Source organism: Croceicoccus sediminis (assembly GCF_007570835.1).
In the GTDB taxonomy this organism is placed as follows: domain Bacteria; phylum Pseudomonadota; class Alphaproteobacteria; order Sphingomonadales; family Sphingomonadaceae; genus Croceicoccus; species Croceicoccus sediminis.
The window spans coordinates 1,556,832-1,572,910 of record NZ_SUNC01000001.1 but is presented as its reverse complement, the minus strand read 5'-3'; the positions used below and the strand labels follow the sequence as shown (position 1 = coordinate 1,572,910).

General features: G+C 63.7%; 15 protein-coding genes. 7 read left to right on the top strand and 8 right to left on the bottom strand.

Going from position 1 to position 16,079, the window contains the following annotated elements; all coding sequences use genetic code 11:
• Window positions 1–4: 4 nt before the first annotated feature.
• The 3 genes from ahpF to aroC all read right to left on the bottom strand — a co-directional run bounded on the left by ahpF (window position 5) and on the right by aroC (window position 3,601).
• Window positions 5–1,618, bottom strand: coding sequence for an alkyl hydroperoxide reductase subunit F (gene ahpF, locus FAX90_RS07460; protein WP_144096633.1), 1,614 nt, complete (start codon window positions 1,616–1,618; stop codon window positions 5–7).
• 134 nt (window positions 1,619–1,752) lie between these two features.
• Window positions 1,753–2,319, bottom strand: a complete 567-nt coding sequence (gene ahpC, locus FAX90_RS07455) for an alkyl hydroperoxide reductase subunit C (RefSeq protein ID WP_144096632.1) — start codon at window positions 2,317–2,319, stop codon at window positions 1,753–1,755.
• A gap of 211 nt (window positions 2,320–2,530) precedes the next feature.
• Window positions 2,531–3,601 carry a chorismate synthase gene (aroC, locus tag FAX90_RS07450; protein ID WP_144096631.1) on the bottom strand — a complete coding sequence of 357 codons (1,071 nt, stop codon included), beginning with the start codon at window positions 3,599–3,601 and terminating at the stop codon, window positions 2,531–2,533.
• A 105-nt stretch (window positions 3,602–3,706) separates the two neighbouring features.
• Between aroC and FAX90_RS07445 the strand changes: the two genes are divergently transcribed.
• The 3 genes from FAX90_RS07445 (at window position 3,707) to FAX90_RS07435 (ending at window position 5,646) form a co-directional block, all read left to right on the top strand.
• Window positions 3,707–4,054, top strand: coding sequence for an ArsC family reductase (locus FAX90_RS07445; RefSeq protein WP_144096630.1), 348 nt, complete (start codon window positions 3,707–3,709; stop codon window positions 4,052–4,054).
• A 51-nt stretch (window positions 4,055–4,105) separates the two neighbouring features.
• Window positions 4,106–4,894 carry a siderophore-interacting protein gene (locus tag FAX90_RS07440; protein ID WP_144096629.1) on the top strand — a complete coding sequence of 263 codons (789 nt, stop codon included), beginning with the start codon at window positions 4,106–4,108 and terminating at the stop codon, window positions 4,892–4,894.
• A gap of 68 nt (window positions 4,895–4,962) precedes the next feature.
• Complete coding sequence (locus tag FAX90_RS07435; protein ID WP_144096628.1) at window positions 4,963–5,646, top strand: DUF2059 domain-containing protein; 684 nt, start codon at window positions 4,963–4,965, stop codon at window positions 5,644–5,646.
• Between the two features lie 24 nt (window positions 5,647–5,670).
• Here the strand turns inward: FAX90_RS07435 and FAX90_RS07430 are convergent, their stop codons facing one another.
• On the bottom strand, window positions 5,671–6,300 hold the full coding sequence (locus FAX90_RS07430; RefSeq protein ID WP_144096627.1) for a DUF4259 domain-containing protein: 630 nt from the start codon (window positions 6,298–6,300) through the stop codon (window positions 5,671–5,673).
• A gap of 49 nt (window positions 6,301–6,349) precedes the next feature.
• Entirely contained in the window at window positions 6,350–7,099 is a 750-nt protein-coding gene (gene ubiG / locus FAX90_RS07425) for a bifunctional 2-polyprenyl-6-hydroxyphenol methylase/3-demethylubiquinol 3-O-methyltransferase UbiG (RefSeq protein ID WP_144096626.1), read from the bottom strand.
• Between the two features lie 54 nt (window positions 7,100–7,153).
• Between ubiG and FAX90_RS07420 the strand changes: the two genes are divergently transcribed.
• The gene (locus FAX90_RS07420; protein WP_144096625.1) at window positions 7,154–8,422 is read left to right on the top strand and encodes an aspartate kinase; all 1,269 of its coding nucleotides are present in this window, start codon (window positions 7,154–7,156) and stop codon (window positions 8,420–8,422) included.
• A gap of 106 nt (window positions 8,423–8,528) precedes the next feature.
• Here FAX90_RS07420 and FAX90_RS07415 read toward each other — a convergent pair whose 3' ends face one another.
• The 3 genes from FAX90_RS07415 to katG form a co-directional block, all read right to left on the bottom strand.
• Complete coding sequence (locus FAX90_RS07415) at window positions 8,529–10,676, bottom strand: TonB-dependent receptor (RefSeq protein WP_144096624.1); 2,148 nt, start codon at window positions 10,674–10,676, stop codon at window positions 8,529–8,531.
• Between the two features lie 164 nt (window positions 10,677–10,840).
• A complete protein-coding gene (locus FAX90_RS16555; protein ID WP_170234893.1) occupies window positions 10,841–11,011 on the bottom strand; it encodes a hypothetical protein in 171 nt (56 codons plus the stop codon).
• Between the two features lie 201 nt (window positions 11,012–11,212).
• Window positions 11,213–13,414 (bottom strand): catalase/peroxidase HPI, encoded by a 2,202-nt coding sequence (gene katG, locus FAX90_RS07410; protein ID WP_144096623.1) that lies wholly within the window; start codon window positions 13,412–13,414, stop codon window positions 11,213–11,215.
• A 234-nt stretch (window positions 13,415–13,648) separates the two neighbouring features.
• Between katG and FAX90_RS07405 the strand changes: the two genes are divergently transcribed.
• The 3 genes from FAX90_RS07405 (at window position 13,649) to FAX90_RS07395 (ending at window position 16,077) form a co-directional block, all read left to right on the top strand.
• Window positions 13,649–14,659, top strand: a complete 1,011-nt coding sequence (locus tag FAX90_RS07405) for an NAD(P)H-dependent flavin oxidoreductase (protein WP_144096622.1) — start codon at window positions 13,649–13,651, stop codon at window positions 14,657–14,659.
• 28 nt (window positions 14,660–14,687) lie between these two features.
• On the top strand, window positions 14,688–15,092 hold the full coding sequence (locus tag FAX90_RS07400) for a VOC family protein (RefSeq protein WP_144096621.1): 405 nt from the start codon (window positions 14,688–14,690) through the stop codon (window positions 15,090–15,092).
• 88 nt (window positions 15,093–15,180) lie between these two features.
• The gene (locus FAX90_RS07395; RefSeq protein ID WP_144096620.1) at window positions 15,181–16,077 is read left to right on the top strand and encodes a dienelactone hydrolase family protein; all 897 of its coding nucleotides are present in this window, start codon (window positions 15,181–15,183) and stop codon (window positions 16,075–16,077) included.
• Window positions 16,078–16,079: the final 2 nt, after the last annotated feature.

The window sequence follows — 16,079 nt, the reverse complement described above, 5'->3', positions numbered from 1 at the left end:
GCGGTCAGGCGACCTGCGCTTCGTGAGACGCGGCGGCCTGTGCGATTTCCTCTGCCGGTTCCGTACGGATCAGGTAGTCGAACGCCGACAGCGCCGCCTTCGACCCTTCGCCCATGGCGATGACGATCTGCTTGTAAGGCACCGTCGTCGCATCGCCCGCGGCGAAAATGCCGGGGATGTTGGTCGCCGCGCGGCCGTCGATCACGATCTCGCCGTGCTTCGACAGTTCGACGCCGCTGTCCTTCAGCCACTCGGTATTGGGGACGAGGCCGATCTGCACGAAGACGCCTTCCAGTTCGACCTTGTGCTCCTCGCCGCTCTCACGGTTCTTGTAGACGAGGCCGTTCACTTTCGAACCATCGCCGGTGATCTCGGTCGTCTGGGCCGAGACGTGGATGTCGACGTTCTTGAACGAACGCAGCTTGTCCTGCAGCACCTGGTCGGCGCGAAGCTGGCTGTCGAATTCGATCAGGGTGACGTGGCCGACGATGTTGGCAAGGTCGATCGCCGCCTCGACGCCCGAATTGCCGCCGCCGATCACCGCCACGCGCTTGCCCTTGAACAGCGGGCCATCGCAGTGCGGGCAATAGGCAACGCCCTTGGTCTGGTATTCGGCCTCTCCGGGCACGCCCAGCGAACGCCAGCGAGCACCGGTGGACAGGACGAGGCTGCGGGCCTTCAGCGTACCGCCGTTCTCGAACTCGACCGTGTGATAGCCGCCGGGCTTGGCCGCGGGGATCAGCTTGCTGGCGCGCACGGGCTTTACGACGTCGATGTCGTATTCGCCGATATGCGCTTCCATCTGGGCGGAAAGCTTGGGGCCTTCGGTGTAGACGGTCGCGATGAAGTTCTCGATCCCCATCGTGTCCAGCACTTGCCCGCCGATGCGGTCGGCGGCGATGCCGGTGCGGAAACCCTTGCGCGCCATGTAGATCGAGGCGGCGGATCCTGCGGGGCCGCCACCGACGACAAGCGCCTCGAACGGGGCCATTTCCTTCATCTCGTCGGCGATGCGGTCCGCAGCGCCGGTGTCGACCTTGGCGAGGATATCCTCAAGCCCCATGCGGCCGCTGGCCCACATCTCGCCTTCCTTGAAGACGGCGGGGACGGCCATGACGCCGCGTTCCTCGACCTCGTCCTTGAACGTGCCGCCTTCGATCAGCGTCGCGGTCACGCCCTTGTTGAACAGGCTTAGCAGCGTCAGCGCCTGAACGACGTCGGGGCAGTTGTGGCAGGACAGCGAGAAATACATCTCGAAGTTGTGCGTGCCGGACAGGGCTTTGGCCTGTTCAACCAGCTTCTCGTCGACCTTGGGCGGGTGGCCGCCGGCCCAGAGCAGGGCCAGGACGAGCGAAGTGAATTCGTGGCCCAGCGGAAGGCCTGCGAACGTCACGGCGACGTCGTGGTCACCGGCGCGGCGGATGATGAAACTGGGCTTGCGGGCGTTATCCCCATCGAAGCTTGCCGTGACCTTGTCCGACATGTCGGCGATCATGGTCAGCAGTTCGCGGGTGTCGTCCGACTTCTGCCCGTCGCCAAGCGAGGCGACGAGCTCGATCGGCTCGCGCAGCATGCCGAGGTACTGCTGCAGCTGCTGCTTCAGGTTGGCGTCGAGCATGGAAATTCTCCTGGATTACAAACGCAAAGCGGCCCGGAGCTCCGGTAAGGTGCCCCGGGCCGCATGGTAGGTCGCATCGCCCCGGATTGGGGGGGAGGGTGGGGAGATCCGACCTTTAAAACGTCGCGATCAGCTTAGATCTTGCCGACGAGGTCCAGCGACGGAGCCAGCGTGTCGCTGCCTTCTTCCCACTTGGCCGGGCAGACCTGGCCGGGGTTTTCACGGACGTACTGTGCGGCGCGGATCTTGCGGACCAGTTCGTTCGCATTGCGGCCGACGCCTTCGCAGGTCTGTTCCATCAGCTGGATGACGCCATCGGGATCGACGACGAAGGTCGCACGGTCAGCAAGGCCCATTTCCTCACGAAGGACGTCGAAGTTCTTCGACAGCGTGTGGAGCTGGTCGCCAAGGAAGGCGTACTTGATCTTGTTGATCTTGTCCGAAGTGTCGTGCCATGCCTTGTGGCTGAAGTGCGTGTCGGTCGAAACGCCGAACACTTCCACGCCCATCTTCTGGAGCATTTCGTAATGCTCGCCAAGGTCTTCAAGCTCGGTCGGGCAGACGAAGGTGAAATCGGCGGGGTAGAAGAAGAACACGGCCCACTTGCCTTCGATGTCCTTTTCCGTGACGTCGAAGAAGTCCTTGCCGGCCTGAAACGCGGTTGCCTTGAACGGTTTGATCTGGCTGCCGATAATACCCATTGCGTTATAACTCCTGTACGCGTGAATTCGTTGACGCACCCCAGATAGGTTGCGCCGCAGCAAAACCCAAACGACAAAAGCCGAACAGTTTGATCGAATAAATCAATCAGGCTGAATTGATCGATTTTTGCGATGAATCAATGAATTCGCGGGAACCCGAGGCATGAGGCACGGATAAAAGCCCCGATTGCGCAAATATCGCCGGGGCGTTTCAGGCGCCGGTTTGTGCGCGGTGCAGCATGAAATGATCGGCTAGCACCAGCGCCATCATCGCCTCCACCACCGGAACGCCGCGGATACCGACGCAGGGGTCGTGGCGGCCCTTGGTGATGATCTCGCTCTCCTCGCCCTCTCGCGTGACGGTGGGGACGGGGATCAGGATCGAGCTAGTCGGCTTGAACGCAACGCGCAGTCGCACCGGCTGACCGGTCGAAATGCCGCCCGCGATGCCGCCTGCGTGGTTCGACGCGAAATCGGGGCCGCCTTCGCCGGGGCTCATCGCGTCGGCGTTCTGTTCACCGCGCAGGGCCGCCGCGCCGAAACCGTCGCCGATCTCCACGCCCTTCGTCGCGTTGATGCCCATCATCGCGGCGGCAAGGTCAGCGTCGAGCTTGGCATAGATCGGCGCGCCCCAACCGGCGGGAACGCCGGTCGCCTCACACGTCACGACTGCGCCGAGCGATGATCCGGCCTTGCGCGCCTCGTCCACCATGGCTTCCCAGCGCTTGGCCGCTGCGGCATCGGGGCAGAAGAACGGGTTCTGGCCGATCTGGTCGGCGTCGAAATTGGCCGCGTCGATCTCGTCCCCGCCGATCGCACTGACCCAGCCGCGAATCTGCACGCCGGGGATGACCTTGCGGGCAACGGCGCCAGCCGCAACGCGCGCCGCGGTTTCGCGGGCCGACGATCGCCCGCCGCCGCGATAGTCGCGGAAGCCATACTTGGCGTCATAGGCATAGTCGGCGTGGCCGGGACGGTATGCCTTGGCGACGTCGGAATAGTCCTTCGAACGCTGATCGGTATTCTCGATCATCAGGCTGATCGGGGTGCCCGTCGTGCGGTCTTCGAAAACGCCGGACAGGATCTTCACCTCGTCCGGTTCGCGGCGCTGCGTGGTGAAGCGGCTGGTGCCGGGCTTGCGCGCGTCGAGGAACGGTTGAATGTCGGCTTCGGAAAGGGCGATCTGCGGCGGGCACCCGTCGAGCACGGCGCCCAGCGCCGGTCCATGGCTTTCGCCCCAGGTGGTGAACCGCAGCACGCGGCCGAACGTGTTGAAACTCATGTATCAGCGCCTTTCGCGCGCCTCTTTGGCGCATTGCACGCAAATGTCCAGTTGCTAGAGAGGGCAGGCATTCTCCATCCCGGCAACCAAACGGACCCGATACTCATGAGCGTGACCCTCTACGGCATTCCCAATTGCGACACCGTGAAAAAGGCGCGCAAGTGGCTTGAGGCGCGGGGCACGGACTATGCCTTTCACGATTACAAGAAGGCGGGCGTGCCCGAGGATCATTTGCGCGCGTGGGTGGACAAGGAAGGGTGGGAAGTGCTGCTGAACAAGCGCGGGTCCACCTTTCGCAAGTTGCCCGATGCCGACAAGGCGGACATCGACACGAAGAAGGCGATCGCGCTGATGATCGACCATCCCTCGATGATCAAACGGCCGGTGGTGGAACATGACGGCGGCCTTCTGATCGGCTTCGATGCCGATGCGTGGGACAATTCGATACAATAAAGTTGCCGCCGATTTCTTGCGAATTGTTCGCAAGACGGCCATGTGACGGTCATGACCACGCGACCCGAACGATCCGCAGGCGCGCCGCCGCGCCGCCCTGCACCGCAATCTTACACCGTTCTTGCCAGGACCCGCGTCACGCCGAACATGATCCGCGTGACACTGGGCGGCGAGGGCGTGGCGGCGCTGCGCCCCGGTGCCGAGGGCGGCTATTTGAAGATGCGCTTCGGTGACGAGGAGGGCATCAAGCCTCCGGTGCGGTCCTACACCATTCGCCGACAGGACGCCGAATCGATCGAGGTCGATTTCGTCGTTCACGGAGAGGGTGGCCATGCCGGGCCCGCGGTGGAATGGGCACTGACGGCGCAGCCGGGGCAGGTCATCCTGGCCGGCGGTCCGGGGCCTGCAAAGACGCTGCCCGAAGGTATGGACCGTTACCTGATCGCGGGCGACATGACCGCGCTGCCCGCGATTTCGGTCAACCTCGAACGCCTTCCCGCCGATGCGAAGGGCGTCGCGGCGATCGAAATTCAGTCGGCGGAAGACCGCCAGGACATCGCCCATCCCGAAGGGGTCGAAGTGATCTGGTTGGTCAATCCCGAACCCGGCACGCGGCCCGATATGCTGGCCGATGCCTTGCGCAAGGCGGGACGCGGCGAGGGTGAAGTCCATGGCTGGGCCGCCGCCGAGTTTGGTTCGATGCATGCGCTGCGCGCCTATTTGCGCGACGAATGCGGCCTGGACCGGGACCATCTCTACATCTCCAGCTACTGGAAGCATGGCGAAGACGATGACGGCCACCGCGAGGCCAAGCAGGCCGATGGCGTTCTGGCGGGTTGATTTATCCTTTTCCACGTTGGACTTGGCCCTTACAGTGGGGCGCAGGGATCAATCCGGGGAGTTACCTGATGAAGAACGTTTTTGGTGCCGTATCGGCGCTTGCCCTTACCGCCATAGCCCAGCCTGCCGCCGCGCAGGATGTGCCCGCAGCGCGCGAAGAAGCCGCGCAGGCCACTGTCGACTACCTGTTCCCCGAAGGCATCTACGAACGGATGATGCGCGGCACTATGGAACAGATGACCGGGCAGATGATGGAATCCATGATGGACATGCCGATGCGCAATCTCATCGCGCAGATGGGCTTGCCCGAAGACAAGGTCGCGGAACTGGGCGAAGCGTCGATGCGCGAGATGATGGAAGTGCTGGACCCGCATTTCCTTGAGCGGATGCAGCTGACGAATTCGGTCATGATGGATGGCATGATCGACGTGATGGCATCGATGGAACCTGCCATGCGCGAGGGGCTGACCGAGGCCTATGCCGACAAGTTCACCGCTGCCGAACTCAATGAACTGACCGCCTTTTTCGCGACCCCTACCGGCACCAAATATGCCGAGAACGCGATGCTGATCTTCATGGACCCGAAGATGATGGCAAAGATGCAGGAAGCGATGCCGAAGATCATGGAGGCGATGCCCGGCCTGATCGGTAAGGTGAAAGAGGCAACCGCCCACCTGCCGCCCCCGCGCAAGCCCGAGGACCTGACCGAGGAAGAGCGCGAGCGCATCATCAATCTGGCGACCGAGGACTGATCGAGGGGATCACCCCCGTGCAGGTCAGCGCAGGTCGAACTTCCAGTTCTGCACCATGTGCCGGGGGTGCAGCTTCGCGTTGAGGCATTTGAGGTGGCAGTACATCCCCTGCTCGCCGAACAGCCCGTTGCGGTCGGTGTAGTCGCGAAAGCCGAGGTAGAACATTTCGCCCTCGCTCATGCTCTCGTCACAGAAGACGCAGGGCATGATCGGGCCAGCCTGTTTTTCGACCTCTTCCTTGGTCGGGCGGTCCCAGCTCATGTCCGGGTTCAGCCGGTCGACCAGCCCGGTGACCGCGCGGCCGAACGCTTCCGATCCTTCCTCGTCTTCTGCCCACAGGTCGAGCAGTTCGGACTTGCTCATCACCCGCGAGACGCAGCCCCGCGCCATTTCGACAAGAGCGGGCGAAGGCTCTGACCCTTTCAGTTTTTCCATCAGGTCTTCGGGCACGTCGTCGGCGATCCGGCCCATCATCGCGGCCACCGTTTCGGCCGCCGCGATCACGCGGCTGGCATCGTCGGCATCGAGGTCTGTCGCGCCATCGAAAGGTGGCAGGCCGGTGAAGACTTTTTCGACGTCGTCGGCGGTTTCTACCTCGTCCGCCCAGTCGAGAGCGGTGTCGTTTTCAAAACTGCCTGCGCCCCATGCACCCATCGCGTCGTCGCTCCTCGTCAAAAATCCGCGATGGTCTAACCGCTACGGGTTACCGGCGCGTTGCCGTGACGATGTAGTTGAGCTTCAGATCGTCGGACAGGTGCAGGCCCTTCATCGCGGTAAAGGCGATGCCCTTGGGCGCGCCCATCTCCATCCCGGCATCGTTCAACAGTTCGCCCAGTTCCTCGGGCACGATGAAATCGTCCCAGTCGTGCGTGCCGCGCGGGACCTGTCCGATCATCTCCGCCCCGTCGACCAGAAGCAGTTTCGACGCCGCGGTGCGGTTGGGCGTGGACAGGATCATCAACCCGCCCGGCGCAAGGCGCGAGACGAGTTCGCGCACGAAAGCGCGCTTGTCGGCAACGTGTTCGATCACTTCCATCGAGGTCACGAGATCGAAGGTGTCTTCGGGCAGGCTCGACAATTCGCCCGCGTGATAGTCGATGTCGAGCCGCATTCCGGCCGCGTGATGGCGCGCCGCCGCGATGTTTTCCGCCGCCGCGTCGACCCCGGTGACTTTTGCCCCCATGCGCGCGAGCGGTTCGCACAGCAGGCCCGCGCCGCAGCCCACGTCGATCGCAGTCCGGCCCGTCAGGGGGGCGCGGATGGTGACATCGGTGCCCCAGTGCGTGTCGATTGCGCTGCGGATGAAGGCGAGCCGCACCGGGTTAAGCTTGTGCAGCATGGCCGATGAGCCCCTGGGGTCCCACCACTCTGCCGCCAGCTTGCCGAAGTGTGCGGCTTCTTCGGGGCGGATGGTTGGCGAACTGGTTTCGCCTGTTACAGTTGCGCTTGTCATGCCCTATCCCTAACAGCGCGCTCAAACCGATTCCACAACGAAGGGGACGCGGCCTTGGCCCGTATCGTTATGAAATTCGGCGGAACCTCGATGGCAGGGACGGAGCGTATACGCCGCGTCGCCAACATCGTGCGCCGCCAACAGGCAGCCGGACACGAAGTCGCGGTGGTCGTTTCGGCCATGGCGGGCGAAACCGACCGGCTCGTGAACTTCTGCCGTGAAGCCAATCCGCTTTACGATCCGGCCGAATACGACGTCGTCGTTGCGGCGGGTGAGCAGATTACCTCGGGCCTGCTTGCGCTCACGCTGCAGGCGCTGGGCTGCAAGGCGCGGTCGTGGCTCGGCTGGCAGCTGCCGATCCACACCGACAACGCCCACGCCAAGGCACGCATCGGCGACATCGACGCCGACGGCCTGATCGCATCGATGCAGGCGGGCGAGATCGCGGTCATTCCCGGTTTCCAGGGCATTGGCGAGGACGGCCGCGTCGCGACGCTGGGTCGTGGCGGCAGCGATACGAGTGCGGTGGCCGTGGCAGCGGCGGTGAAAGCCGATCGCTGCGACATCTACACCGACGTCGACGGCGTCTATACGACCGACCCGCGCATCGTTGCCAAGGCGCGCAAGCTGAAGGCCGTGACGTTCGAGGAAATGCTCGAACTCGCCTCGGTCGGATCGAAGGTGCTGCAGACCCGCTCGGTCAGCCTCGCCATGAAGGAAGGCGTGCGCGTGCAGGTCCTGTCCTCGTTCGTGGACGACGATGCGCCGCTTGCCGACGACTTGCCCGGAACCCTTATCGTGAGCGACGAAGAGCTCGAAGGACTGAACATGGAAAGCCAGCTGATCACCGGCATCGCCGCCGACAAGAACGAAGCGAAAGTCATCCTGACCCGCGTGCCCGACCGTCCGGGCGCGGTGGCGAGCATCTTCACCCCGCTGGCCGCGGCCAGCATCAACGTCGACATGATCATCCAGAACGTCGGCCGCGAAAAGGGCGAAACCGACGTGACCTTCACCGTGCCCAGCGCGGACCTGGTCCGCACGCAGGCGTTGCTGGAAGAGCATAAGGAAACGATCGGCTTCAACCGCATCATCACCGATGGCAAAGTCGCCAAGATCTCGATCGTGGGCGTCGGCATGCGCAGCCATGCGGGTATCGCGGCTACGATGTTCAAGGCGATGGCCGACCGCGGCATCAACATCCAGGCGATCAGCACCAGCGAGATCAAGGTTTCGGTCCTGATCGACGAGGACGAAACCGAACTGGCCGTGCGCATCCTGCACACTGCCTACGGCCTCGACGAGACCGACGAAGCGGCTTGATCCGCAGCGCCGCTCGTCCCGAACAGGGGGCAGGCGGGCCAGGACGGACATGAAAAACCCCGCGCAGCCGATGGGCCGCGCGGGGTTTTCTTAATTTCGGTCCGCTTCAGAGGCTGAGGCGCGCGCTCAGTTTGAAGTTGCGGCCTGCCAGCGGCACGAAGTCCTTGGTGAAGCTGGCATGGCGGCGGCCTTCGGCGTCGAACAGGTTTTCGACCGCGGCGATGACGGTGAAGTTCTCACTGCCGCGCATCGGTTTCCACGCAAGCGAGGCATCGACCATCGCAAAGCTGCCGGTCTCGGTCTCATACTCGGCGACGCGTTCCTGCGCCGCGTTCCATTCGATCCCGATCCGCGCGTCCAGCTTCTCCGACTTGCCGACAAGAGCACCGCCCAGCGCGAGGGGGGGAATCCGCGGAACCGGCGTCCCGTCGGCAAGCGTTGCGCGGGTATAGCTGCCCTGCAACTCGGTGGAGATGTCGAACATCCCGGCCTGGCCCAGCGGAATGTCGGCCTCGGCCTCAAACCCGTAATAGTCCGCGTCCTGCTGCTGCTGGGCATAGACGGGTAATCCGTCGTCCTCTTCCGGTGTGGCGGCCAGATAGGTGTAATCGTTGAACCAGCTGGCATATCCGGTCAGCGACAGGTTCACGCCCGCAACGCGCCCGCGCATATAACCTTCAAGGCCCAGCGCGGTTTCGAGGTTCAGGTCGGGATCGCCGATCTCGTACTGCTGCGTCGCGACATGGGGGCCGTCGGCGAAAAGCTCCTCTGCCGTGGGAATACGTGCCGTGCGGCTGGCGTTGAGGCCGAAACGCAATCCGCTGTCAGTCTCGTGCCAGACGCCGACCGCGCCCGAGACCGCGTCGAAGCTGCGCGACAGCGATTCCGTTGGTGCCTTGGCGCTGCCGTGTTCGAAACGGCCCGCAAACTCGACCGTTACCGGCCCGGCGCCCACTTCCTGCAAGGCGAACAGGGCATACTGTTCGGTCGTGTTGGGCGGCACGAAGGCTTCGGCGCCGATCGCTTCCATGTCGCGGTGGAAGTACTGCGCGCCGAGAGTGCCGTTCCACGTGCCGCGCTGGCGTTGGACCAGTTCGACGCGTCCTTCGACGCCTTCGACGAAGAAGCGGGTGCCGACTTCGTCGCCTTCCATCTCGGTATGCTTGTAGTCGCTGTAGCCCCAGCGCGTGTCGACCTCTGCAAAAGGACCGTCGGTGAAAGTCAGGCCGGCGCGGAAATCGGCACGGACCTGCTTGAGATCAATGGCGACGGGGCCTTCCTCTTCGTGGTGTTCTTCCTCGTCCGGCGCATCTTCCCCGTGTGCGTGTTCCACGCCCGGCGCAGTGGGGACTCCGTAATAAGTGTCGTAGAGCGAGACCGAGGCGCCGATATTGGCGCGGTCCCCGATCCAGGCCAGCCCCGCGCCCGCCGACTTGGTTTCGGTGGCGCTATTTTCCAGGACGCCGCTCGCATTGGCGACATCGCGCAGTTCGGCGGCGTGTTCGGGGTCTTCGCCTTCGTCTTCGGCGGCTTCTGCCAGGACTTCGGCGCGCAGCGGCGCGGACAGGATATGGCCCGCGACGTGCAGGTCGTCGGTCTTGCGCCAGGAACCGTCGGCATGAAGCACGAACCCGCCGCCCAGCGGCGTGTCGACGGAGGCACCGGCCTCGCGCGCATTGGCCGCGCTGTCGAGCGAGGCGAGCGCATCGAAATGGACTGGCTCGTCCGGGACACGGCGTGGGATGCGCTTGTCTATCACGTTGACCGCGCCGCCGATGGCGGAGCTGCCGTAAAGCAGCGTCGCAGGGCCGCGCAGGACCTCGATCCGCTGGGCGGTCAGCGGGTCGACCGAAACGGCATGGTCGGCAGAGGCGTTGGAGGCGTCGATCGAACCGATGCCGTCGACGAGGACGCGCACGCGGTCACCCGAAAACCCGCGCAGGATCGGGCGGGACGCGCCCGGCGCAAAGCCCGATGCACTGACGCCGGGCAGCCCTTCGAGCACTTCGCCGATCTGTCCGTCCATCGCGCGTTGCAGGTCTTCGCCCGCAAGGGTGGAGGTGCCGGCAAGAAAGTCGATCCGGCCAATGCCCTTGGCGGTGACGACGATGGGATCGTGGTAGTCGTCGCTGGACGGAGTGGCCGTTTCCCGTTCGCGCGGATCGCCCGGTGCGTCATCGGCAAGAGCGGGGGCCGCTATGGAAAGCGGGGCGAGGGCGAGTACGAGTGCGATCGTGCGTGTATGATATAACATGTCATCGCAACTAGCCGATGCGCGTTTCCAGTCAAGCACGATTGCGCAGCGCAACATCGGGTTGCGACGAATTGTGCCGATTCGCCCGCCGGGATGACGGACGAACCGGCCTGTTTCTTAGATTTGTCCGAGCCGCGGGAATGTGCGCGACTTCGGGCGTGCAGCTATGCCGCCGCTGGCCCCATCAGGTTCATGACGATACCGGCAATGCCGACAGTGAACAAAGCGCCGCCGCCAATCTGCGCGGCAATGCGCTTGTTGCGATCCTTCGATACCGGCAGCACCCAAAGCAGTACTGCGCCGGCGGCGAGGATCATGACGAAGAAAGTGACCATTTGTCCCTCCTCCTTTCTCAATCGGGAGAGAGTGCGCCTTCGGTGGTTTACAAAAGGTTTCGGGACATGGTGAACCGCCAAAAAGGAACCCCCCGTGAGTGAACACGGGGGGCGGCCTAGTCTCCGTTGGTTGGGGGGTGGACGTCTGCGCGTTGTGGGGGAACGCAAACGCCCTGGAGTTTTGGCCTTCCTTTTGCTGCCTTACGCCACGTCGTAGCGGTCGGCATTCATGACTTTCGTCCAGGCTGCCACGAAATCCTTGACGAACTTTTGCTCGTTTCCGTTTTCCGCGTACACCTCGGCGAGAGCCCGCAGCTGTGAATTCGAACCGAATATAAGGTCAGTTCGCGTTGCGCGCCACCTCTCTTCGTTACTTTCCCGGTCGCTACCCACAAATTCCTCGTCGCCGCTGTCGTCCACGACCTTCCAGGCCGTGTTCATGTCGAGCAGGTTGACGAAGAAATCGTTGGTTAGCTGTCCTTCACGGGTCGTCAGCACGCCCAGTTTCGAACCGCCGTGATTGGCGCCCATCGCGCGCATCCCGCCGATCAGCACCGTCATTTCCGGTGCCGAGAGGCCAAGCAGTTGCGCGCGGTCGAGCATCATTTCCTCGGTCTTCACGCTCATCTTGGTCTTGAGGTAGTTGCGGAATGCATCCGCCGCCGGTTCGAGTGGCTCGAAGCTTTCGGCATCGGTCCACTCCTCGCTCGCATCGCCGCGGCCGCCGGTGAAGGGGACGGTGATGTCGTGGCCAGCTGCCTTTGCCGCCTTTTCCACGCCGACACAGCCGCCCAGCACGATCAGGTCGGCCATCGACACCTGCGATCCGCCCTTGATGTCGTCATAAACGGCAAGGACCTTCTGCAACTCGGCCGGCTCGTTCACGGCCCAATCGCTTTGCGGGGCCAGGCGGATGCGCGCACCATTGGCGCCGCCGCGATGGTCCGACTTGCGATAGGTCGAGGCCGAGGCCCAGGCCGTCTTCACCAATTGTGCGATCGAAAGGCCGCTGTCGGCGATCTTTGCCTTCAGGTCCGCGACTTCGCTGTCCGACGGGGAGTAACCCTTGGGGATCGGGTCCTGCCAGATCAGGTCTTCTTGCGGAACTTCGGGGCCGAGGTAGCGGCACTTGGGCCCCATGTCGCGGTGGGTCAGCTTGAACCAGGCGCGTGCGAAGGCGTCGGCGAATTCGTCCGGGTTGTCGCGGAACCGTTCGGAAATCGCGCGGTAGGCCGGATCGACCTTCATCGCCATGTCCGCCGTCGTCATGATCGTCGGGACTTTCTTCGACGGATCGTCAGCGGCGGGGGCCATGTCTTCCGGGTCGGGATTCTTCGGCGTCCACTGGTTCGCGCCTGCGGGCGACTTGGTCAGTTCGTAGTTGTACTTGAACAGCAGGCGGAAGTAGTTCTGCGACCATTCGAACGGCGTATTGGTCCACGGACCCTCGATCCCGCTGGTGATCGTGTCGGCGCCCATGCCGCTCTGGAATCCGCTGGTCCAGCCAAGGCCCTGGAACGCGATGTCCGCGCCTTCGGGGTCCGCACCGACGAGCGAGGCATCGCCCGCACCATGGCACTTGCCGAACGTGTGGCCACCGGCCGTCAGCGCGACGGTTTCCTCATCGTTCATGGCCATGCGCTTGAACGTTTCGCGGATGTCGCGGGCCGAACCCTCGATATCGGGATTGCCGCCCGGACCTTCGGGATTGACGTAGATGAGGCCCATCTGGATCGCCGCAAGCGGGTTTTCCAGTGCCATTTCCTTGTCGGGCTGAATGCGCGTTTCCGCGCCGGTGTTCACCCACTCTTCCTCGGTGCCCCAATAGACGTCGGTTTCCGGTTCATAGACGTCGGCACGTCCGCCGCCGAAGCCGAACGTGGGGCCGCCCATCGATTCGATGGCGACATTGCCGGTCAGGACGAACAGGTCGGCCCAGCTGATGTGCTTGCCGTACTTCTGCTTGATCGGCCACAGCAGGCGGCGGGCCTTGTCGAGGTTGGCATTGTCCGGCCAGGAATTGAGCGGGGCGAAACGCTGCTGCCCCGAACTCGCGCCGCCGCGACCGTCGGCGGTGCGATAGGTGCCCGCCGCGTGCCATGCCATGCGGATGAAGAACGGGCCGTAATGGCCATAGTCCGCTGGCCACCACGGCTTCGAATCGGTCATCAGCGCGGTCAGATCGGCCTTGAGCGCATTGTAATCGAGCGCGTTGAAAGCCTCTGCGTAATTGAAATCGTCGCCCATCGGATCGGGCGAGACACCGCCCTGGTGCAGGATGTCGAGCTGCAGGGCATCGGGCCACCAGTCGCGGTTGGTCCGGCCCAGCAGGCTGCGTACGCCGCCATCGTTGTGATTGAACGGGCATCCACCGCCCGGCATCGATCCAGTTGCAACATCCATCTCGGCATCCTCCTTCGTGGGGGTTGGTCCCCCTCTCGATTTAATGCTGGGACAAGATTACCAGTTCCGGTCAATCGTCCGAAATGATCAAACCTGCACAGACAGATAGGGAAAACCGATCAATGGCCATGGGGGCGAGTCGCCACCGCGCCGTCAATGGCGCGAATCGGGTTCACGGGGGTATCCGCCCCGTTGCTCTTGCCGCTGGCCGCAGGTGGGACTAATCCGCCGTTCATGACGACCTATTCGAAAACCGACGCCCTGATGCGTCGCGGCGCGGAATTCCTCGGCTCTCAATATGCGATCCTGTGCGGCGCGATGAGCTGGGTGTCCGAAAGAAACCTCGTATCCGCGATCAGCAACGCGGGCGGATTCGGCGTGATCGCCTGCGGTGCGATGACGCCCGATCTGCTCGACACCGAAATCGCCGAAACGAAGAAGCTGACCGACAAGCCTTTCGGGGTGAACCTGATCACCATGCACCCGCAGATCATGGACCTGATCGACGTTTGCACGAAACACGGCGTGGGACATGTCGTGCTGGCGGGCGGTCTTCCGCCCAAGGGCAGCGTCGACAAGATCAAGGAATCGGGCGCGAAGGTCATCTGCTTTGCCCCCACGCTGGCGCTTGCGAAAAAGCTGCTGCGTTCGGGTGCGGACGCCATGGTGATCGAAGGGATGGAAGCGGGCGGGCACATCGGCCCCGTCGCGACCAGCGTGCTGGCACAGGAATTCCTGCCCGAACTCGCCGAAGATCATGTTGTCTTCGTCGCAGGCGGGATCGGGCGCGGCGAGGCGATTGCCGGATACCTCGAAATGGGCGCGGCGGGCGTGCAGCTGGGCACCCGTTTCGCCTGTGCAAGCGAATCGATCGCGCATCCCGATTTCAAGAAGGCGTTCTTCCGCGCCGGCGCGCGTGACGCGATCGCCAGTGTGCAGGTCGACCCGCGCCTTCCGGTGATCCCGGTCCGCGCGCTGAAGAACAAGGGCACCGAACTGTTCACTGCCAAGCAGCGCGAAGTCGCGGGCCTGCTCGATTCCGAAGGTATCGAAATGGCCGAAGCGCAGTTGCAGATCGAACATTACTGGGCAGGCGCGCTGCGCCGCGCGGTAATCGACGGCGATATCGAAAACGGTTCGCTGATGGCGGGCCAGTCGGTCGGCATGGTGAAGAAGGAAGAACCCGTTGCCGACATCATCGCCGAATTGATGAGCGAGAGCGAGGCCGCGCTGACAAAGCGTTGAGCCTGGGCGCCCGGTCGGGCACACTGCGATGATGCAGGTAGAAACGCTCGACCACGTCAACATCGTCTCCAACGATCTGGAACGATCGGCCCGCTTCTATGCCGAGGTCGTCGGCCTGACCCGGCACGATCCGCCCGTACCGCTGGAGCCTTCGCTGATCCAGTGGATGCACGACGGCGCGGGGCGGCCCGTGCTTCATCTCGTGTCGAAGGACCGCCGCGATTCGGCCAACCGTGATAGCCAGCCCGGCGCGCCGACGGGGGCGGTGCATCATTTCGCGCTCAATTGCTCCGGTCATGCGGGCTTCGTCGCGCGGCTGGATGAGATGGGCATCGCCTATCGGCAGTCGGGCGTTTCGGGCATCGGCTTGAAACAGGTGTTCCTGACCGATCCGGACAATGTCCTTGTGGAACTGAACTTTCACGACGGCTGATCGTGCACGGGCAAGGGGTTGCGCCGCGCCGTCACGCTCCTAATCTCGGCCCCGGATGGGCGGAAATTACGCGTGGGAGCGACATTGAATGTGTGATCAACAGCAACTGGCCGAATTCGCCCGTCGCGGCGTGAACCGCCGCACCTTTTCCGCAGGCATCGGCGTGGCTGGCGGCGCCGCGATCCTTTCGGCGTGCTCGGCATCCGATGTCGTGGCAGATGCAGAGGCGTCGAGCGCAGCGGCCACCAATGGCGGCGTGCTGGGCAACGAAGTGCAGATCCCGACGGGCAGCGGCACGATGACCGCATGGTTCTATCACCCCTCTGCCGGAAACCACCCCGCCGTCATCATGTGGCCCGACATCGCGGGCATTCGCCCTGCCGCCAAGGCGATGGGCGAACGGCTGGCCGCCGAAGGTTTCGCCGTGATCGTGCCCGACCCATACTGGCGCGACGAAGGGCACGCGACGTTCACCGATTTCGCCGACTTCATGGAAAACGACGGCTTCCAGAAGGTCGGCCCTTACCGTGAAAAGTTTTCCGCCGACACGGTCATGGCCGATACCGCAAGCATCGTCGCATGGCTGGACGCGCAGGACGTGGTCGACAAATCCAAGGGCATCGGCGCGCGCGGCCACTGCATGACCGGATCGTGGACGATCTGGGCCGCGCACGGTTCGCCCGAACGCGTGAAGGTCGCAGGTTCGATGCACGGCGGCGGGCTTGTCACCGACGCGCCGACCAGCCCGCACGAAATGATCGTCGACAGCGCGACCTACCTCATCGCAATCGCGCAGGACGACGACGCGAAGCAGCCCGAGGCGAAGACCAAGCTGCAGGAAGCCCTGGCAGAGGCAGGTGCAGAGGGTATCGTCGACGTCTATGCCGCGGGCCACGGCTGGACCGTCCCGGATTCGCCGTCTTACGACAAGGCAGAGGCGGAGCGCGCATATGATGCGTTTCTCGCCATGTTGAACGCGATGTAAGG